The sequence below is a fragment of the Senegalia sp. (in: firmicutes) genome (genome assembly GCF_052088025.1).
Classification (GTDB): Bacteria; Bacillota; Clostridia; order Tissierellales; family SIT17; genus Anaeromonas.
Map to the genome: position 1 here is coordinate 1 of NZ_JBQCYD010000005.1, position 21002 is coordinate 21002.

A 21002-nucleotide genomic window follows, 5' to 3' on the forward strand; every position below is an offset into this window, starting at 1 on the left:
TTATAATTTAGACATGATACAATGTCAAGAATTATTAAAATTACTAAGTTTACATACATTTTCTAAGTTATATATTCTGCCATTAGCTTTTATTTGTTTTAAATCATTCATTTTAAATTGCTTATTATATCTGTAAATATCAGATCCAATATCAAAATCTAAATCACTGATAAAGTTTCTATTGCTGAAAATAAAGTCATCTATTACAATTGGTTTTTTAATATTATAGTAGAGATTATTATATATGTTAAAAACCATGCTTTTTTCTTTCATGTTTTTTATAAAATTTATATTATTTTTAAAGTTAATTATAATATCAAACCTTTTTATGTTATCTATGTTTTTTATTATGCCAAGAGATAAGCCTGTGTTTTGTAAAATTTCTTGAGATACTTCTAAGGATTTATTTTTATTTTCTTTATATATATAAATATTTTTTATCTTAAATGGTATCTTTTCTATTAATTTTTTTAAATCATTTTTTTGGTCATATATAATTAATAGCTCTATTTCTTCTTGTGCTTTATAAAAATTCTTAACTATTTTTTTAATTACAAATGGTATAGTTTTTAATTTTACTTCTTTTGAATAATCATTTGGCTTTAATATCATTTTTTCTAATAATTTGTTTTCTAAATAATGATTATAATCACCTTGAAATATTATTGAAGATATATTTTCGCTATATAAATCTTTTTTTATCACTTTTTCTAATTTTTCTATTAATTTTTCTTCAGATATATTCTTCATTGTAGATAATCCTATATTATAACCTATTGTATTATCTTTATATTCAATTTCTGATAAAATTTTAGCTTCTTTTAATATATCAAATTTTTTTAATAATATATTAGGTATATATTTTTTGAGTTTTTCTTCTTTTAATTCTTCAATATACCTATCTTGATTTAGAATATATATAAATTTATTCAAATTAATCAACTCTTACTAATATCTATTACAAAACATTATATGAGAGAACTTAATCATCTATTCTATTTCATTTATATAGTTATTTAAGGTGTATATTATTTTTTCCTTACTATCTAATTCATTTAATTTACCACGAATACTAGAAGAATTGTGCATACCTTTTATATACCATCCTATATGTTTTCTAATTTCTTTCACTGCCACAGACTCACCTTTATGTTCAATTAATAATTTTAAATGCTTTATACACATATCAATTTTTTCTCCATTGGTAGGTTCAGGTAGAAGTACTCCTTCATTTAATAATTTATCAACCCTATTAAAGATAAAAGGGTTACCTTGAGCTCCTCTGCCTATCATGACTCCATCACAACCTGTATAGTCTATCATCTTTTTAGCATCTTGTGGAGAAAAAACATCTCCATTACCAAGTAAAGGAATATTAATAGCTTCTTTTACTTTTTTTATAATATCCCAATCAGCACTTCCAGAGTAATATTCTTCTCTAGTTCTACCATGTATTGCGACCAAGCTAGCTCCACTTTCTTCTATTACTTTAGCTATCTCTACAGCATTTATATGTTCATCATCCCAGCCTTTTCGTATCTTTACCGTTACAGGTTTATTTGAAACTTTAACTACTTTTGATACTATTTGACCAACTAGTTTTGGATTTTTCATCAAAGCACTACCATCACCATTTTTTACTATTTTAGGTGTGGGACAGCCCATATTTATATCTAGTCTATCAAAATCATCTTTGTAATTTAATTTTTCCTCTACCATCTTTGCCATTATATCTGGATCTGATCCAAATATTTGAAGCGATACTGGTCTTTCTTCTTTTTTGATTTTCATGAGATCTTTTGTGTTTTGATCTCCATAATATAATCCCTTTGCACTTACCATTTCAGTATATATAAGTCCTGCATTTTGTTCCTTACATAAAAGTCTAAATGATAAATCCGTAACTCCTGCCATTGGAGCTAGTGCTATTATTTTCATATTTTCACCTATTTCTAAAAAAGTAAGACTTAAGCTTTCGCTAAAGTCTTACCTTTACTTATTTATTTCATGAATTATTCTTAATCCTTCTAAAGTAAGGAGTTTGTCCACTTCATCTATACTTTCTGATTCTTCTGCTATGAGTGTAGATAAACCTCCTGTAGCTATGATTTTCGCATCTTTTAAGTTTAGCTCTTTTTTCATTCTATTAATTAAATAATCAACTAAACCTACATATCCATATATTATACCTGACTGCATGCTACTTACAGTATTTCTACATATTACTTTATCAGGTTTGGAAAGTTCTACCTTAGGTAGTTTTGCCGCTCTTAGAAATAATGCCTCTGATGAAATCTTTATTCCAGGTGAAATAACACCACCTAGATAATCTCCATTTTCAGATACTGTACAAAATGTAGTTGCAGTACCAAAGTCAACTATTATAACAGGTCCACCATACTTTTTATATGCTGCAACTGCATTTACTATTCTATCTGCTCCTACTTCTTTTGGATTGTCATATATAATGTTCATTCCAGTTTTTATTCCAGGTCCAACTATCAATGCTTCTTTATCGCAATATTTTATACTCATAGCTTGTAATGAATACATAAGTGGTGGTACTACAGAAGATATAATTACAGATTCTACCTCTGTTAATTTGTATCCATTATAGCTAAATAATCTATCTATAAGCATTCCATATTCATCTGATGTTTTATTTTTATCTGTAGAAATTCTCAAATCTTTTAAAAGATCTTCCCCTTGATATATGCCAAGAGCTATGTTTGTATTGCCTACATCTATTACTAAAATCAAATTTTCACCTTCTTATCTACGCTTTTTTCTTAAGTCCTATTACTACCCCACTTACTATTATCATCGCAACTATAACTTCCGGTATTCCATTTGCAATTCCAAGTGTAAGTATTGCCTTTCCAACAAGTTGTGTATCTCCACCAATCAACTTTACAAATCTCTCCCCATAAAATATATATATCATAAATAAAACACCTAAGGTATTTGTAAGGGTTCCTACTACAGATGCCATTATTATTTCAACTGCATTTTCCTTGAATTTCTTGTATGAAAAATATCCTATTAGAATAGTTAATAATATCAAAATAAATTTAAATATTATTGATATATTAAAGATATCTTCTGCAAGCTTCAAACTATTATATAAATCATATGATAAATATAAAAGTGTTGATACCCACATTAGACCAAGTAAAACTACAGAAGACTTTTTGCCTAGTCTTTTAAATAAGGTATAAGAATAATATGCAGTTATTCCTATTAATATCCTTGGTAGTACGGATACTAAAGGATTGTAAAATAGTGGTGATAATACTGTAGGAGCTGTTATGGCTCTTATTATACTAAATATACCAAAAATAAGCCCTACTAAAGCTCCAACTACCGGTCCTTCTATTATAGCTCCAATTATAACAGGAATATGCATTATGGTAGCATTTGCGGGACCTATTGGTATGAATCCTAAAGGTGTAAGTCCAAGTATTGCTGAAATTCCACCAAGCATACCAATAATAGTCAATTTTCTTGTAGACATTGACTTTTTGTTCTTGTTTTTCTTTTTATTTGACATTTTTTCCCCTCCGCTCTAGTTCTTTTTAAAGATACTAGTCGTATTATTTATAGGTTACTGACTACAAACCATTTTAGCAGTTTTTATATCATTTTTCAAATAAAATTTTACTAACTTTCTTTAAACATAATCATTCAAACCTCTAATAGAAATTTCTCCTGAAATAATTCTTTTAATTTTGCCAAATTCATCTTCTATTATAAGCCTTCCTTCACTATCTATATCTACAGCTTTTACTTTTTTTGTTTCATTGACATTTATAAGTCTTACCGTTTTTCCTAGTAATGCTGATTTACGTCTACAAATTTCAAGTGATTTTCCCATGGATTTACTATTTAAAAAGTCTTCATATAGATATTCAAATTCATTTAATATATTTTTTACAAGATTTGCCCTATCAATAAATATTTTGGATTCAATTTTTAATGAAGTCGCTATATCTTTTATATCAGGTGATAAATCTTTTTCTTCTAAATTAACATTTATTCCTATTCCTATAACTATAAAATTAATTTTATCTATTTCACCATTCATTTCTGTTAATATTCCACATACCTTTTTCTTGTTAATGACTATATCATTTGGCCATTTTATTTTATTTTCAATATTAATATCATCTAAAACTTTTGATACTGCTGCTGCTGCGATTTGGGTGATTTTTGGAGCTTCTTCAGGTGCTATTTCTGGTTTTAATATGATAGACATCCATATTCCCTTATATTTAGGGGAAATCCAATTCCTTCCCAGTCTTCCTTTACCCATAGTTTGTTCTTCTGATATAATAACTGATTCTTTATTTTCATTCATTGCTAAATTTTTAGCTTTTTTATTGGTAGAGTCTATAGAATTATAATAATAAATATCTCTTCCAATATACTTTGTAGTAAGTGATTTTTTTATCTTATCAATATCTAATATGTCAGGAGATGAAACTAGTCTATATCCTTTTCTTGATGCAGATTCTATTATATATCCTTCTTCTCTAAGCTTTGAAATATATTTCCATATGGACGTTCTAGAGACATTTAGCATTTCACTAATTACTTCTCCTGATATATATTCATTTTTATTTTCTTTTAGTACTTCTATAATTTTATTTTTCATATATTTCCCCTAATAATATATTAATCTAAATCTATATCATCAATATATTTCTCATTTACATATACCTTACCATCTTTTGATATATCTTCATTTTCTACATTAATATAGTTTGTATTTTCTTCAGTTTTTATATTTTCTGCTAAATCTTTTAATTTATCAGATGCTTTTAATAAATTAGTTTTTAATTTTTCTCTGTTCTCTTTTCCTGTTTCAGGCGATAATAATAAAGCTGCTCCAGCTCCTATAATTAATCCAAGGGTTATACCTTTAACTCCATTACTATTTTCCTTGCTCATAAAATTCATCTCTCCTTTTATTTATTATATCATTTAATATACCCTAAAATACAAGAATAATATAAAAAGAAAAAAAGGGATTAAATAATCCCTTTTTCTTTTAATGCCTCTACCTCTTCTTTACTTAAGTTTAAATACTCTTTTAATACCTCTTCATTGTGTTCTCCAAGAAGTGGTGCAGGTGTTTTTATTTCACCTTGAGTTTCACTCATTTTAATTGGTACTCCAGGAACTTTAGTTTTACCTGCTTTCTTGTGGTTAACTTCTACTATCATTTCTCTTTCTAATACTTGAGGATCGTTTACTACATCTTCAATATCATTTATAGGTCCATTAGGTATACCTGCTTTAGTTAAAGTTTCATACCACTGTTGTGTAGTTTTAAGTTTGAACTTTTCTGCAAGTAATGGTCTCATTTCATCATAATTTTCTCCTCTAAGAGGATTCGTCTTAAATCTTGCGTCTTCTATAAGTTCTGAAAGCTCTAATTCATTACATAATTTTGCCCACAATGCATCATTTCCTGCTGCAACCATGATTTCACCATCTTTAGTGTCAAATGGCTCAAATGGGAATATGGAATTGTGTACATTACCTGCTGGTTTAGGTGACTCTCCATTTACAAAATATCTTGCAATAGCATTTTCAAGTATTGCTACTTGACCATCAAGCATTGCTACATCTACTTTTTGTCCTTTTCCAGTTTCATTTCTATAATTTAAAGCTGCAAGGATTCCTATTGAAGTGAATAAGCCTGCAGTTATATCTCCTATAGAAGGGCCTACTCTTACAGGTTTACCACCTTTTTCTCCTGTGATGCTCATTATTCCACCCATGGCTTGAACTATAGCATCATATGCAGGTCTTGTGCTATATGGTCCAGTGTGACCGAATCCAGATGCTGCTGCATATATTAATTTGGGATTAACTTCTTTTAATTTTTCATATCCAAGTCCTAATTTCTCCATAGTACCAGGTCTATAGTTTTCTACTACTATATCTACCTGTTTTACCATTTCTAAAAACATCTTTTTTGTTTCATCCTTTTTCAAATTCATTGTAATACTTTTCTTGTTTCTATTAAGACTCATAAAGTATGCACTCTCACCATTTTCATATGGGCCAAAAGCTCTAGAGTCATCTCCCACTCCTGGTCTTTCTATTTTTATGATTTCCGCTCCCATATCTCCCAATATCATAGTAGCATATGGTCCTGCAAGTACTCTTGTTAAATCTAAAACCTTAATGTTTTCTAATGCTTGTGCCATAAATATACCTCCTATGTTTTTTATATTAAAACTAGAACACTATAATCTATTATAATATTCTAGCTCTCATATTTATATATTATATTATTATGTTATATATTTACCCTATTATACCTATTAATATCAACAATGCTCCAAACACAACTCCACCAAATCCTAAAATCAATAATTGTCCAAATAATTTTTGTTTATCTTCATTTTCTGGTGCATTTGCCATTGCAAGTGCTCCAAGGGTTGATATAGGTGAATTAGTTACAAGATGAGCTCCAAGAATTATTGCTGTTATTAAAGTAGGTCCTGTTACACCATCTAAGTTCTCTACCGCCCTGGTACTGTTGTTATAAGTGTCGGCATAACAACTCCAGATGCAGATGAAACTGCTGACATAAGCCCTGATATTATTGCTATTATAGGTCCTGCTGTAGTTGAATTCATAAATGTAGATAAACCATCAGTTAAATAATCTATTCCCCCAGCTACAGTAACCACATTTACAAGCACTCCAACACCAGTTACAAGCAGTAAAGTGCCCCATGGTATTGCTGCAATTGCTTTGTTTTGATCTGCTGCCTTTAAAAGAAGTAGTATAACTCCTCCAACGAATGCCGCAAATCCGATATGTGCTTGAAATCCAATTATAGCCACAACCACAAGTGCTATTACAACTAATGTTGTTTTTTGAACTTTATCAAATGGTGCTGGTTTTACTTTATCAGTAGATTGATCTTTTTTAAGTTTAAATCCACCTAATGCTATATATAAAACTGCAGCAAGTATTACTTGTGCTATTATCATATTAATAAATACATGCATAGAAGTGTCATAACCTGCTGCTTGAGCAAGTTGCGTTCCAATTATTCCAGTTGGAGCAATTGGCGAAAGTCCACCTGCATTAGAACCTGCTATTACCATTGCTGCCATAAGTAATGAACTTATATCTTCTTCATTGCCTACTGCCATAGCTATAGGAAGTACCAGTGCACAAACTGCAATATTACCAGGTCCTATTGCTGCTAATACAAGTGAGAACACAAAGAATAATAAAGGAATTAATTTTCTATTTCCCTTAGCTAGATGAGATGATTTACGTGCTAATAATTCTAAAGTACCGTTTACCCTTGCTATACTAAATAAAAATGTCATCCCAACTAAGATAAGAAATAAACTAGTGGAAAAACCAGCTATCAAAGGTTTTCCTTTTGCAGCTGCTCCCGACATTAATCCCATATCTTCTGTCATTACAAAAAAACCTAATATATATGCAAATGCAATACTTACAAGGCCAGTGTTGACCCCTCTTTTAAAACCTATAAAGATAGCTAAAATTAAGATGAGTAATGATACTAAACCTAAACCCATATGCAACTTCCTCCTTTTTTTTAAAACCTAACAATCAATTCAAGAATATTCAAAATTCTTTGATTCAAGTTCCCCACTACTAATTAGTAGTGGGGAACTTGAATATTTAATTTTAATTGTTTATTTAACCAAAGAACATTAATAATAATCCTGCTGCTACTGCTGAACCTATAACTCCTGCTACGTTTGGTCCCATGGCATGCATTAATAAGAAGTTTGAAGGATTTTCCTTTTGTCCAACTTTTTGAGCAACCCTTGCAGCCATTGGTACTGCTGAAACTCCTGCTGCTCCAATTAAAGGATTAATCTTTCCTCCACTTAATTTGTACATTAATCTTCCAAATAATACTCCTGTTGCAGTTCCTACTGCAAATGCAATAAGTCCTAATGCTATTATACTTAATGTTTGTGTTGTTAAAAATAATTCAGCCTTTGCTTTTGCTCCAACTGTTATTCCAAGTAGTATAGTCACTATATACATTAAAGAGTTTTGAGTAGTTTCTGTAAGCTTAGGAACTACTGCTGATTCTCTTATTAGGTTACCTAACATAAGCATTCCTATTAATGCTGCTGCAGAAGGTAATAATAATATTGTAAATAAAGAAACTATAATAGGGAATAATATTTTTTCAGTTTTTGATACATGTCTTAATTGTTCCATTTTTACTTGTCTTTGTTCTTTTGTAGTTAATGCTTTCATTATCGGCGGTTGAATTATAGGTACTAAGGCCATATATGAATATGCTGCTATAGCTATAGGTCCTAATAAATCTGGTGCCAGTTTAGATGTTAAAAACAATGCTGTAGGTCCGTCTGCTCCACCTATAATTGCAGTAGAAGCTGCTTCAGCACCTGTAAAGCTAACAAATGGAACAAATTCATCTAACAATATTGCCCCAATGAAAGTGAAAAATATTCCAAATTGAGCTGCTGCACCTAATAATACACTTTTAGGATTAGCTATTAATGGACCAAAGTCCGTTCCTGCTCCTACACATAAAAATATTAGTGGAGGATATATACCTAACTCAGTTCCTTGGTATATGTAATACAATAGGCCACCTTCATCCATAAGGCCTGCAAGGGGCATATTAACTAGCAGCATACCAAATGCTATTGGTATTAGCAAGTAAGGCTCATAGCCTTTTTTAATAGCTAAGTATAAGAATACTAGTGCTATTACAATCATTATTATCTGTTGAAAGCTAATGGCAGAAAAGCCAGTGCTGTTCCAAAATTCTATTAAAATATCCATCTAGAGTTCCCTTCCTTTCTCAATTAGTAAATTATTCTAAGGATATTAATGGGTCTCCTGAATTAACTGATTCTCCCTTAGAAGTGTTTATTGCTGCAACTTTTCCAGCTCTTGGTGCCATTATTTCATTTTCCATTTTCATAGCTTCTAGTATTAATAATACGTCTCCTTCTGCTACTGTGTCTCCTTCGGAAACTTTAATTTCAAAAACAGAACCTGGCATAGGTGCATTTATTGTTTCTGCTCCTTGAGGCACATCCTTTTTAGGAGCTGCTTTTGGTTGTTCTTGTTTCTTAGCTTGTGGTTTGCTTTGTGGTTTTGCTTGTGGCTTTGGTGCCGGAGAACTACTTTGTACAGTTTTACTTTCTGAAACTCCTCCTACTTCTTCCACTTCCACTTCATAAGTATTTCCATTAACAGATATATTGTATTTTTTCATATTGATATCCTCCTTATTTCTACTTAGTTACCTTATTAAATACTGATCTTTCTCTTCCAGCTCTCATCCATGTTGGAGAATTCTGTGGAATTCTTACTATGTTTTTAATGCTTATATTCTCTACTGTATTTCCTGTATGAGCTGCTATTGCTGCAGCTATTACTGCCACAATTTCCTCATCATTATCACTTTCTTTTTCATTAACTTCTAAAGTTTCTTCTTTTACATTATCTCCAATAGGGGGAGCTGCTTTTTTTACTGATGTCTTTGTAGAATCATCTTTATAAAATATAGATTTAAATCCTCCTAGTATTAATGAGATAATTATTAATGTGAGAAAAACTATACCCATACTAAATAGAGTTATAAACAACGCTTCTCCAAGATTAATTCCATCTTGTATATTCATCTACTCTCACCTCTCTAACTAATCTTATAATGGAAGGTTGCCATGTTTTTTCGGTGGCATTTCTTCTCTTTTACCCCATAACATATCAAAAGCACTTATTATTCTTGGTCTAGTTAATTGAGGCTCTATTACATCATCAATATATCCACGCGCTGCTGCTACATAAGGATTTGCTACTGTATCTCTATATTCTGATATTTTTTCTTTTCTCATTTCTACAGAGTCGACAGCTTCCTTTATGTCTTTTCTAAAGATTATATTAGCTGCTCCTTCAGGTCCCATTACAGCTATTTCTGCACTAGGCCATGCTAAAACAAAGTCAGCTTTAAGATGTCTTGAACACATTGCAATATATGCTCCACCATATGCTTTTCTAAGTATTACAGTAACTTTTGGTACTGTAGCTTCACTATAAGCATATAACATTTTTGCACCATGTCTTATTATTCCACCATACTCTTGACCTGTTCCTGGTAAAAATCCTGGTACATCTACAAGTGTTAGAAGTGGTATATTAAATGCATCACAAGTTCTTATAAATCTTGCAGATTTATCTGAAGCATTGATATCTAAACATCCAGCTAATACCTTTGGTTGATTAGCAACTATTCCTACAGATTTACCATTTAACCTCATAAATCCAGTTAAAATGTTTTGTGCATAGTAGGGTTGAACTTCTAAAAATTCTCCATTATCAGCAAGTATTGATATGATTTCTTTCATATCATAAGGTTTGTTTGGATTTTCTGGTATTATTTCATTTAGTTTTTCTTCCATACGATTAATTTCATCTTGAGCTTCAAAACTAGGTGGATCTTCTAAATTATTAGAAGGTAAATAACTTAATAAAAGTTTTATGTTATCTAATGTTTCTTCTTCTGTGTTATTTATAAAATGTGCTACACCACTGGTACTATTATGAGTCATAGCCCCACCTAATTCTTCTGCTGAAACTTCTTCTCCTGTAACTGTTTTTATAACTTGAGGTCCTGTTATAAACATCTTACTTGTGTTATCTACCATAAATATAAAGTCTGTTAAAGCAGGAGAATATACTGCTCCACCAGCACAAGGTCCCATAATTACTGAGATTTGTGGTATTACACCTGAAGCTTTAGTGTTATTATAGAATATATTTCCATAACCAAATAGTGCATCTACACCTTCTTGTATTCTTGCTCCACCTGAATCATTTATGCCTATAAGTGGTGCTCCTACCTTAATAGCCATCTCTTGAACTTTACAAATTTTTGCCGCATGCATTTCACCAAGAGAACCACCTATCACGGTAAAATCTTGGGCAAATACATATATTAATCTTCCATCTACTGTACCATATCCTGTTACTACACCTTCGCCTGGAGCCTTTTTATCTCCCATTCCAAAGTTAGTACATCTATGTTCTACAAATGCATCTACCTCAATGAAACTACCATCATCTAATAGGTATTCTATTCTTTCTCTTGCAGTTTTCTTGCCTTTTGCATGTTGTTTTTCAATGCTTTTTTCTCCTCCGCCAAGTTTTATCTTTTCTTTTCTTTGACGTAATTCTTCTATATTTTTATTAGACATATATAAACCTCCTAAGCCTTATATTAATCTCTCTGACATAATTCTATTAATACGCCATGAGTACTTTTTGGATGTAAGAAAGCTATTTTTGCTCCTCCAGCTCCATATCTTGGTTTTTCATCTATTAATCTTATACCTTTTTCCTTCATTCTTTCTAATGCTTTTTCGATATCATCCACTCTATATGCTATATGCTGAACTCCTTCTCCCCTCTTTTCAATATATCTTGCTATTGGTCCTTCCTTATCAGTAGATTCTAATAATTCTATTTCAGTATCTCCAAGTGGTAAAAATGCAGTTTTTACCTTTTGCTCTTTAACTTCTTCAGTTCCTTCTAATTTCATACCTAATACTTCTGTATAAAATTTAAGCGTCTCATCTAAATCTGCTACAGCAATACCTATATGATCTACTTTACCTACCATTTTACATTCCTCCTTTTAAATTATAGCATTAAATAGTTTATCCTTAGCACTATAAGGATCTATGTCTTTATTGTACACGTCTTTTAATATATTGTCTAAAAGATTATATATTTCTTTGTCGTTAAATATTCTAGATTTAATTTCTTCTTCTATTAAATTTACAATTTCTAAGCGTAATCTTGCAAGTCTTCTTTCTTCTAGCTCTCCTGAAGAAATTAAATATTTTTTATGATCATCAATTTCATTTAATAATTCTTTTATTCCTTCATTCTGGCTTGCAATTACATTTAAAATAGGTGGTTTTTTTTCTACTGTTCCCATTTCAACCATCATTTTAATTTCACCTGCAGTTCGCTCAGCTCCATCTAAATCAGACTTATTTATGGCAAATATATCAGCAATTTCCATAATACCAGCTTTTATAGCTTGAATATCATCTCCAAGACCTGGTACCATTATCATAACTACTGTATCAGCAGTCTTTACTATATCCACCTCTGATTGACCTACACCAACAGTTTCAACAAAAATATAATCACATCCAAAAGCATCAAATATCTTTATTGCACCATGAGTTGCCTTAGAAAGTCCTCCAAGATGGCCTCTTGTGCCCATACTTCTTATAAATACATTGGGATCAGTAGATAATTTATTCATTCTTATTCTATCACCTAATATAGAACCACCTGTGAAGGGGCTAGTAGGGTCTATGGCTATGATCCCTACTTTTTTACCCCTATCACTTAATTCTTTGCTAAGTCTATAGGTAAGTGTAGACTTTCCACCACCTGGGGGTCCAGTAATGCCAACAATATGAGCATTTCCTGTTTTCTTATATACTTCTTTTAATATTTCTATAGAGCCTGGTTCATTATTCTCAGCTTTAGTAATAGCTCGAGCACATGCTCTTTTATCTCCATCAAGGAGTCTATTTACCAAATCCAATATTACCACCACCTAAGCTTAATTATCTTTTTAAGTTATTTCTTATAAAGTCAATAGTTGTGGTAGTAGGTGTTCCAGGTGTAAACACTTCAGCTATTCCTGCTTCTTTAAGACCTGAAATATCATCTTCTGGAATAACACCTCCACCTACTATAAGCACATCGTCTGCGCCTTCCTTTCTTAATAAATCAACTATTTTAGGAAATAAATGATTGTGAGCTCCTGATAATATACTTAAAGCTACAACATCTACATCTTCCTGTACTGCTGATGCTACTATTTGTTCTGGTGTTTGTCTAAGTCCTGTATAAATTACTTCCATTCCTGCATCTCTTAATGCTCTTGCAATAACTTTCGCACCTCTATCATGACCATCTAATCCTGGTTTTGCAACTAATACTCTAATAGGTCTATCCATTTAAAATCCTCCTCATTTAATCTTTATAGCATTACTGCTTGCTCATATTCTCCAAATACTTCTCTCATAACACCACATATTTCACCTAAAGTAGCATATTCTTTTACTGCTTCTATAATATATGGCATAACATTTTCTTCAGTTTCACATGCTTTTCTTAAAGCCTCTAATTTAGTTTTTACTTCTTCATTGTTTCTTTCTTCTTTTAATTGGTCAATCTTTTTCATTTGCATTTCTCCAACTTTTGGATCAACTTTTAATAAACCTTTAGGTGCTTCTTCTTCAGCTTGGAATTTATTTACTCCAACTACTACTTCTTCTCCACTTTCTACAGCTTTTTGATAATTATATGCTGCATCCATTATTTCTTTTTGGATATAACCTTTATCAATTGCTTTTGGAGCTCCACCTAATTCATCTATTTTTTCTATATATTCCATAGCTAATTTTTCTATCTCATCAGTTTTAGCTTCTACAAAGTAAGATCCTGCAAGTGGGTCTACTGTGTTTGTAACTCCACTTTCATGTGCTACAACTTGTTGAGTTCTTAGTGCTGTTCTTACTGAGTTTTCAGAAGGAAGTGCCATAGCTTCATCTTTAGAGTTAGTATGAAGTGACTGAGTTCCTCCAAGTACAGCAGCTAGAGTTTGAATAGCAACACGTACTATATTGTTTTCTGATTGCTGAGCTGTTAAAGTTGAACCACCTGTTTGAGTATGGAATTTTAACATCATTGATTTAGGGTTTTTAGCCTTATATCTGTCTTTCATAATTCTAGCCCATAATCTTCTAGCTGCTCTGTATTTTGCAACTTCTTCAAATAAATCATTATGTGCATTAAAGAAGAATGAAAGTCTTGGTGCAAATGAATCTACATCAAGTCCTGCTTCAATTGCTGCATCTACATAAGCTATACCATCTGCTAGAGTAAATCCTACTTCTTGAGCTGCAGTCGATCCTGCTTCTCTTATGTGATATCCTGAGATACTTATTGTATTCCACTTAGGTACATTCTTTGAGCAATATTCAAATATATTAGTTATAAGTCTCATTGATGGTTCTGTTGGGAATATATAAGTTCCACGAGCTATATATTCTTTTAAAATATCATTTTGGATAGTTCCTCTAAGTTTATCTTCTGATACTCCTTGCTTTTCTGCTACTGCTATATACATTGCAAGTAATACTGCAGCCGGAGCATTTATAGTCATAGATGTACTAACCTTATCTAGTGGTATTCCATCAAATAATAGTTCCATATCCTTTAATGAATCAATTGCAACTCCAACTTTTCCAACTTCTCCTTGAGATAATGCATGATCTGAATCATAACCAATTTGTGTTGGTAAATCAAATGCAACTGAAAGTCCAGTTGAACCTTGCTCTACTAAATATTTATATCTTTTATTAGACTCTTCAGCAGTAGCAAATCCTGCATACATTCTCATAGTCCAAAGTCTACCTCTATACATAGTAGGTTGAACTCCTCTAGTATAAGGGTACATTCCAGGGAAACCTAAATCTTCATTGTAATCTAAATCACTAATATCAAGTGGAGTAGAAAGTCTTTCAACTTCAAGTCCTGACACACTCGTAAATTTTTCTTTTCTTTCAGGAAATCTTGCTAGAGATTTATCCACCTTATTCTCTTGCCATTCTTTTTTTGCTTCTTTGATATCTTTCATTTTTTCATCTTTATCCACAATATTGCCTCCTTTAGAGTTAAAAATATTTATTTCATACTACCCTCTTTTAGAAATTTCTCATGCCATGATAGCGCTTTTCCTATAGTATGAGGGGTATGTTTATATTTACCTTCTAGTGCTTGATTATAATAATCATAAAGTTTTTCTTTATAATCAGGATGTGCGCAATTTTCTATTATAGCTTTAGCTCTTTCTTTAGGGCTTAATCCTCTTAAATCTGCAACACCTTGTTCTGTTACTATTACATGTACATCATGTTCTGTATGATCATGATGAGATACCATTGGTACTATACTAGATATATCACCATCCTTAGCTATAGAAACCGTAGTAAATATAGAAAGATAAGCATTCCTAGTGAAATCTCCAGATCCTCCTATACCATTCATCATTCTAGAACCCATTATATTTGTAGAATTCACATTCCCATAAATATCTACTTCAATTGCAGTATTCATAGCTATTATTCCAAGTCTTCTTATTACTTCTGGATTATTACTTATTTCTTGTGGTCTAAGTAAAACTTTATCTTTGTATTTTTCAAAGTTTTTATAAAAATCATCTAATCTATCAGGGGACACAGTAAGCGAAGTACCTGATGCAAATACTACCTTACCAGAATCTAATAAATCTAGTGCTGAATCCTGAATTACTTCAGAATATATTTTAAGTTTTTCAAAATCAGAATCTATAAGTCCTCCAAGTACAGCATTGGCAACACTTCCTACTCCTGATTGAAGGGGTAATAATTCATTTGGAATTCTTCCTTCTTCAACTTCTTTTTTAAGAAAAGATATTAAATTTGTAGATATTTGTTTTGATATATCATCAATAGGAGCTACTGGTCTTGTTCTATCTTTTTTATCTGATATAACAACAGCTACTATTTTTTCAGGATCACAAGGAATATAATCCGTTCCTATTCTTTCTTCTGTTTTAGTTACAGGAATAGGTTTTCTATTTGGTGGATTTAAAGGAGAATATATATCATGTATCCCTTCAAGTGACAAAGGTTGACTAGTATTTATCTCCACTATGACCTTGTCTGCCTTTTCAATAAATACATTTGAATTACCTACAGATGTTGATGGTACTATTCCACCATCTTCTCTTATAGCTACTGCTTCTACTAAAGCAATATCTATATCACCAAAGAAGCCATATTTAACCCATTGAGGTGTATGACTTAAATGCATATCAGCATATTCTATGCTACCATCATTTATACCATTTCTAGAATCTTTGTTTGTTTGATAAGGATATCTTCTTTTAAGTACACCACTTCTTGCAAGTGCTCCATCTAATTCATCTCCTACAGATGCACCTGTAATTATAGTAAGTTCTAAATCATCTCCATTTTCTTTTCTTTTAGCTAATTCAAGAGGTACTGACTTTGGATAACCTGCAGGAGTAAAACCACTAGTTCCTACAATCATTCCTTTTTCAAATAATTTTGCAGCTTCAGATGCATCCATTATTTTTTCTTTAAGCTTTTCATTTCTAAGTCTTTTTTCTAACATATACTTCCCTCCTAATTTTATACTAATTTACCATTGATCTTATTGAAAGTTTTATGACATGATTTTATAGTTGTTAATATAGCTTTTTTAGCAGATCCAAAATAATGTTTTTGCACCTTAGCTTCTATGATGTTTAGATTTGTTATATTTTCACCTACTAATAAATCTTTTACAAAAGTCCTACCAAGATATGTAGATAAGGTAGGCTCAGCATCCAATATTTCACCTGTTTTTCTATCTACTGTTATTGCAAGTGCTATTACTCCATATAATTCCCTTGCAGTAATTCCTTCTGGTAATTTTGCATATCCCGTTAAAAAAACTTCATTTCTTCTCAATATAGCCACCCCAATTAAAAGCTTTTACTTATATATTAACAGAAAAATTGCTCAATGGGTAATTATATATAGATTTTAATTAATATTTCTTGATTGTTTAATAATTAACGGAATTAAAGGATAATAAAAAAACACAGCAGTACTAAGGTATGAACTTAGGCTACCGTGCTATAGTTACTTCTTTGATAAAAGGTTGTTTTATCACCACAACTATATGGTATCTCTATTGAGTTTTCAAAATCTTTTATTAATTACATTATAATACAAGCTTTAGTAAAAGACAAGTATAAATCAAACTTTATTAATATATATAAATACATATATATTGTTTTCGACATAATTTAATATTACCCGGGAAATTGCGACATTATATATGAAAATAAACCTAAAAAAGATGGCTTAAAAGCCATCTCTTTTATTCTTCATCTTTATTTTGATTTTTATCATCAATTTCTTTTTCATTACTTTCAATTGATTCTTCTCTATCAACAACTATTTTTTCTTCTATATTTACTTCTGATATATCTTCATTTTTTGGTTTTTCTTTTGTTTCTTCATATGCCTCTTTGATTTCAATATCTTCATCAAATATAGCATTGAATTCTTTCTGATTTAATGTTTCTTTTTCTAGTAGCTTTTGTGCCACTTCATGAAGTTTATCTATATTCTCAGTTAAGAGATCCATAGCAGCTGTATATGCTTTTTGAATTATGTGTTTCATCTCATGATCTATTTCAGATGCCACTTCTTCACTATAATCTCTACTATTTCCTAAGTCTCTGCCAAGGAATACTTCATTTTCATTTTTACCATAAGTCATAGGTCCAAGTTTGTCACTCATACCATATTGAGTTACCATGCCTTTAGCTATCTTAGTTGCTCTTTCAATATCATTTGAAGCTCCTGTACTTATATCATCTAACACTAATTTTTCTGCTACTCTACCACCTAATAATTCAATGATTTTTTCTTCCATTTCAGTTTTAGACATATAACTTCTATCTTCAGTAGGCAAGCTCATAGTAAAACCACCAGCCCTACCCCTTGGCATTATAGTAACCATATGCACTGGATCTGCATTTGGTAATAATTTTCCTACCACAGCATGGCCTGCTTCATGATAAGCTGTAAGTTTATTTTCTTTTGCACTTCTTACTCTACTACGTTTTTCAGGTCCTGCTATTACTTTTGTTATTGCTTCTTCTAAAAGTCTCATAGGGATTTCCTTTAATTCTTCCCTTGCAGATAAAAGAGCTGCTTCATTCATCAGGTTTTCTAAATCAGCAGGAGTAAAACCTATTGTCCTTCTAGCTATTATTTTCAAATCAATATCTTCTGCTAAAGGCTTACCTTTTGAATGAATTTTAAGTATAGCTTCACGTCCAACTATATCTGGAACGCCAATTTGTACCTGTCTATCAAATCTACCTGGTCTTAACAAGGCAGGGTCTAATATGTCAGGTCTATTTGTTGCTGCTATAATTATAATACCTTCATTAATTCCAAAACCATCCATTTCAACAAGCAATTGATTTAGTGTTTGTTCTCTCTCATCATGACCTCCACCAAGTCCTGCTCCTCTTCTTCTACCTACTGCATCAATTTCATCAATAAATATAATACAAGGTGAACTTTTCTTAGCTTGTTCAAATAAGTCTCTAACACGAGACGCTCCAACACCTACAAACATTTCCACAAAATCAGAACCACTTATACTAAAAAATGGTACTCCTGCCTCACCAGCAGTTGCCTTTGAAAGATATGTCTTACCTGTTCCTGGAGGGCCTACCATTAAAACACCTTTAGGAATTCTCGCACCTAAATGAGTGAATTTTTGTGGTGATTTAAGAAAATCTACTATTTCTATTAATTCTTCTTTTTCTTCATCAAGTCCTGCTACATCATCAAATGTAATTTTATTTTTTGGATCTTCTTTATGCATTTTAGCTTTGTTTTTACCAAAGGACATTACCTTTCCTCCGCCACCTTGGGACTTTTGCATAAATACAAACCAAAAGACTACAAAAATAAGTATCATAAATATAGTGGGCAGTGCTGCTATATACCAAGGCGTACCTGGATTTGGTTCTGCATTAACCTCTATACCACTTTCTTCTATCACTTCATCATAATATTCTTTTTGTACCTCTGGAACATATGATGTGAACTTAGTATTATCATCATCATTTAATGTACCTTCAACCATATTTTCAACTAATTTTATTTCTTTTATATTTCCTTTTGCTGCCTCTTCTTTAAAGTCTGTATAACTTAATTGGAGGGTTTCAGTTTGACCATCCATAAAATATCCTACAAACAATATAATAACTACAAATATAAGCAAATATGCACTTATACCTCTAAAAAATTTCTTCAAAAGTGTTCCTCCTTCCACATTAAAAGCCTAATATTATACATTTTAACACATTTAAAACTAAAATACAATTATAATTATTTATATATTTTTTCTTTTAATACTCCTATATATGGAAGGTTTCTATATTTTTCTGCAAAATCTAGTCCATAACCTACTAAAAATGCATCTGGAACGTTAAAACCTACATATTTGACATCCATATCAATTTTTCTTCCCTCTGGTTTATCAAGTAAGGTACATATTTCAATACTCTTAGGATCTCTTGACTTTAATATTTTCATTAAATAACTAAGAGTTAAACCACTATCTATTATATCTTCTACTATTAATATATTTTTGCCCTCTATGCTAGAATCTAAGTCCTTTATGATTTTTACAACTCCAGAAGACTTAGTACCTTCTCCATAGCTAGATACATCCATAAAATCTATTTCTAAAGGTATGTCTATGTTCTTTATTAAATCACTCATAAACATTACTGCACCTTTAAGTATACAAATTATAGTTAATTTTTCACCCTTGTAATGTTTTGCTATAGCTTTACCAAGCTCAGCATTTTTCTTTTGAATTTCTTCTTCACTGATTAAAATTTCTTTAATATCGCCTTTCATTTTTACCCCCTATTTTTTATTGAAATAATTAAAACCTTGCTTGTATCGCTATCAACTTTATAATCTTCACTTATTCTATTACCTACTACCCATAAGATACCTTTATTATCACAAATAAGAGGTGTTTTTTCTCTTTTATCTCTTGAAACCTTCTCATCGATAAAAAAATCCTTTAATTTTTTATTGCCTTTCATGCCCAAGGGTTTAAATCTATCTCCAGGTTTTCTAAGTCTTATGTATAAGCCATCTTCTATTTTATCATAATCAAAATACTTTATAAACATATCTTTTTTATTTATTGTTTTTATTTTTTCATTTGTTATTTGAATGTTTATTTCTAAATCTAATTCATCTATATAATTTATATCATTTAAGCTTAATTTGTGATTAAAGCTTTGCTTTAAATTTTCTTTTTTTAATCTAATTTGAATACAATTATAATCTATATAGGCTTCTAGATTATTTGTTAAATCTACTTTTTTACCTGTCTTGCTTTTTTCTATTAGTTTTATTATTTTCTCTATATGAACTTGTTCAATTTCTTTTAAATGTCCTATAATATCTTCTATAGCAAGTCTTATAATCCTATATTGTATAGCTTTATGATTTTTACTAAATAAGTTTATATTAATAGAAATATCATCCTTAGATATTTTTTTAGATATGGATTTAAATTTTTCATATGCATAGCTATTCATGAAATTTGAATCCATCTTCATTATTCTAGAAGTATTATAAAGAGTATCTATAAGTGCAGGATTATATTCAGATTTTAATTCAGGTATTAAATTCAATCTTATTTTATTTCGTCTATAAATATCTGTTTCATTGCTTTCATCTATTCTTACTCTTATATTTTTTTCTACTATATACTTTTCTATATCTTCTCTTTTTATATCAAGTATTGGCCTAATTATATCATTAGATTTAAAATTCATTCCCTTTAACCCATCTATGCCCGTACCTCTTAAAAATCTCATAATCATAGTTTCTGCTTGATCATTTTTATTATGTGCTACAGCTATGCTTCCTTTATTATCGTATTTTTTTAATGTTTCCCTAAAGAAATCATATCTTAATTCTCTTCCTGCTTCTTCTGAGGAGATATTTTTTTCTTTAGCATATCCATTCATATCAACCTTTGTAGAATGAAATTTAAGCTCATTTTTTTTAGAATATTCTCTTACAAACTCTTCATCCTTATCTGTTTCCTCTCCACGTGTACCATGATTTATATGACAAACTATTATATTAAAGTTTATATATTTTTTCAACTTACATAATATAGAAAGTAAAAACATTGAATCAGGACCACCTGATACCCCAACAACTATATTATCATATTGTTTTATTAGTTGATATTCTTTTATTGTATTTAATATTCTCTTCTCCATTTAATCCCTCTTTTAA

At 30.7% G+C, this 21002-nt stretch carries 21 protein-coding genes and 1 pseudogene; all 22 read right to left on the reverse strand.

Annotated features, from left to right (window positions below; all coding sequences use genetic code 11):
• Window positions 1–24: 24 nt before the first annotated feature.
• The 22 genes and pseudogenes from ACTHUW_RS02080 to tilS all read right to left on the reverse strand — a co-directional run bounded on the left by ACTHUW_RS02080 (window position 25) and on the right by tilS (window position 20986).
• Window positions 25–933 carry a hypothetical protein gene (locus ACTHUW_RS02080; protein WP_442198337.1) on the reverse strand — a complete coding sequence of 303 codons (909 nt, stop codon included), beginning with the start codon at window positions 931–933 and terminating at the stop codon, window positions 25–27.
• Between the two features lie 57 nt (window positions 934–990).
• A complete protein-coding gene (gene dusB, locus ACTHUW_RS02085; RefSeq protein WP_442198338.1) occupies window positions 991–1938 on the reverse strand; it encodes a tRNA dihydrouridine synthase DusB in 948 nt (315 codons plus the stop codon).
• Window positions 1939–1992: 54 nt separating this feature from the next.
• Window positions 1993–2760, reverse strand: coding sequence for a type III pantothenate kinase (locus tag ACTHUW_RS02090; protein ID WP_442198339.1), 768 nt, complete (start codon window positions 2758–2760; stop codon window positions 1993–1995).
• A 16-nt stretch (window positions 2761–2776) separates the two neighbouring features.
• Complete coding sequence (locus ACTHUW_RS02095) at window positions 2777–3163, reverse strand: ECF transporter S component (RefSeq protein ID WP_442198347.1); 387 nt, start codon at window positions 3161–3163, stop codon at window positions 2777–2779.
• A gap of 27 nt (window positions 3164–3190) precedes the next feature.
• Window positions 3191–3514 (reverse strand): annotated as a pseudogene (locus ACTHUW_RS02100) (ECF transporter S component); the annotation flags it as partial.
• Window positions 3515–3670: 156 nt separating this feature from the next.
• Complete coding sequence (locus ACTHUW_RS02105; RefSeq protein ID WP_442198340.1) at window positions 3671–4654, reverse strand: biotin--[acetyl-CoA-carboxylase] ligase; 984 nt, start codon at window positions 4652–4654, stop codon at window positions 3671–3673.
• A gap of 20 nt (window positions 4655–4674) precedes the next feature.
• Window positions 4675–4950, reverse strand: coding sequence for a YtxH domain-containing protein (locus ACTHUW_RS02110; protein ID WP_442198341.1), 276 nt, complete (start codon window positions 4948–4950; stop codon window positions 4675–4677).
• Between the two features lie 80 nt (window positions 4951–5030).
• Entirely contained in the window at window positions 5031–6218 is a 1188-nt protein-coding gene (locus ACTHUW_RS02115; protein WP_442198342.1) for a CaiB/BaiF CoA transferase family protein, read from the reverse strand.
• A 318-nt stretch (window positions 6219–6536) separates the two neighbouring features.
• Window positions 6537–7577, reverse strand: a complete 1041-nt coding sequence (locus tag ACTHUW_RS02120) for an SLC13 family permease (protein ID WP_442212424.1) — start codon at window positions 7575–7577, stop codon at window positions 6537–6539.
• A 124-nt stretch (window positions 7578–7701) separates the two neighbouring features.
• The gene (locus ACTHUW_RS02125; RefSeq protein ID WP_442198344.1) at window positions 7702–8832 is read right to left on the reverse strand and encodes a sodium ion-translocating decarboxylase subunit beta; all 1131 of its coding nucleotides are present in this window, start codon (window positions 8830–8832) and stop codon (window positions 7702–7704) included.
• Window positions 8833–8863: 31 nt separating this feature from the next.
• The gene (locus ACTHUW_RS02130; protein ID WP_442198345.1) at window positions 8864–9271 is read right to left on the reverse strand and encodes a biotin/lipoyl-containing protein; all 408 of its coding nucleotides are present in this window, start codon (window positions 9269–9271) and stop codon (window positions 8864–8866) included.
• Between the two features lie 19 nt (window positions 9272–9290).
• Entirely contained in the window at window positions 9291–9680 is a 390-nt protein-coding gene (locus ACTHUW_RS02135) for an OadG family transporter subunit (RefSeq protein WP_442198346.1), read from the reverse strand.
• 24 nt (window positions 9681–9704) lie between these two features.
• Complete coding sequence (locus ACTHUW_RS02140; RefSeq protein WP_442212426.1) at window positions 9705–11252, reverse strand: acyl-CoA carboxylase subunit beta; 1548 nt, start codon at window positions 11250–11252, stop codon at window positions 9705–9707.
• Window positions 11253–11275: 23 nt separating this feature from the next.
• Window positions 11276–11677, reverse strand: coding sequence for a methylmalonyl-CoA epimerase (gene mce, locus ACTHUW_RS02145; RefSeq protein WP_442198292.1), 402 nt, complete (start codon window positions 11675–11677; stop codon window positions 11276–11278).
• 15 nt (window positions 11678–11692) lie between these two features.
• Window positions 11693–12631 carry a methylmalonyl Co-A mutase-associated GTPase MeaB gene (meaB, locus tag ACTHUW_RS02150; protein ID WP_442198294.1) on the reverse strand — a complete coding sequence of 313 codons (939 nt, stop codon included), beginning with the start codon at window positions 12629–12631 and terminating at the stop codon, window positions 11693–11695.
• A gap of 13 nt (window positions 12632–12644) precedes the next feature.
• Window positions 12645–13040 (reverse strand): cobalamin B12-binding domain-containing protein, encoded by a 396-nt coding sequence (locus ACTHUW_RS02155; RefSeq protein WP_442198291.1) that lies wholly within the window; start codon window positions 13038–13040, stop codon window positions 12645–12647.
• Window positions 13041–13063: 23 nt separating this feature from the next.
• Window positions 13064–14725, reverse strand: coding sequence for an acyl-CoA mutase large subunit family protein (locus tag ACTHUW_RS02160; RefSeq protein ID WP_442198293.1), 1662 nt, complete (start codon window positions 14723–14725; stop codon window positions 13064–13066).
• Between the two features lie 47 nt (window positions 14726–14772).
• Window positions 14773–16266 carry an acetyl-CoA hydrolase/transferase family protein gene (locus ACTHUW_RS02165; protein ID WP_442198290.1) on the reverse strand — a complete coding sequence of 498 codons (1494 nt, stop codon included), beginning with the start codon at window positions 16264–16266 and terminating at the stop codon, window positions 14773–14775.
• A gap of 17 nt (window positions 16267–16283) precedes the next feature.
• Window positions 16284–16604: a DUF3870 domain-containing protein gene (locus tag ACTHUW_RS02170; protein ID WP_442198289.1), complete on the reverse strand. Its 321-nt coding sequence runs from the start codon at window positions 16602–16604 to the stop codon at window positions 16284–16286.
• A gap of 415 nt (window positions 16605–17019) precedes the next feature.
• Window positions 17020–18981 carry an ATP-dependent zinc metalloprotease FtsH gene (gene ftsH / locus ACTHUW_RS02175; RefSeq protein WP_442198288.1) on the reverse strand — a complete coding sequence of 654 codons (1962 nt, stop codon included), beginning with the start codon at window positions 18979–18981 and terminating at the stop codon, window positions 17020–17022.
• Window positions 18982–19055: 74 nt separating this feature from the next.
• Complete coding sequence (gene hpt / locus ACTHUW_RS02180; RefSeq protein WP_442198287.1) at window positions 19056–19592, reverse strand: hypoxanthine phosphoribosyltransferase; 537 nt, start codon at window positions 19590–19592, stop codon at window positions 19056–19058.
• A 2-nt stretch (window positions 19593–19594) separates the two neighbouring features.
• Window positions 19595–20986, reverse strand: coding sequence for a tRNA lysidine(34) synthetase TilS (gene tilS / locus ACTHUW_RS02185; RefSeq protein WP_442198286.1), 1392 nt, complete (start codon window positions 20984–20986; stop codon window positions 19595–19597).
• Between the last annotated feature and the right edge of the window lie 16 nt (window positions 20987–21002).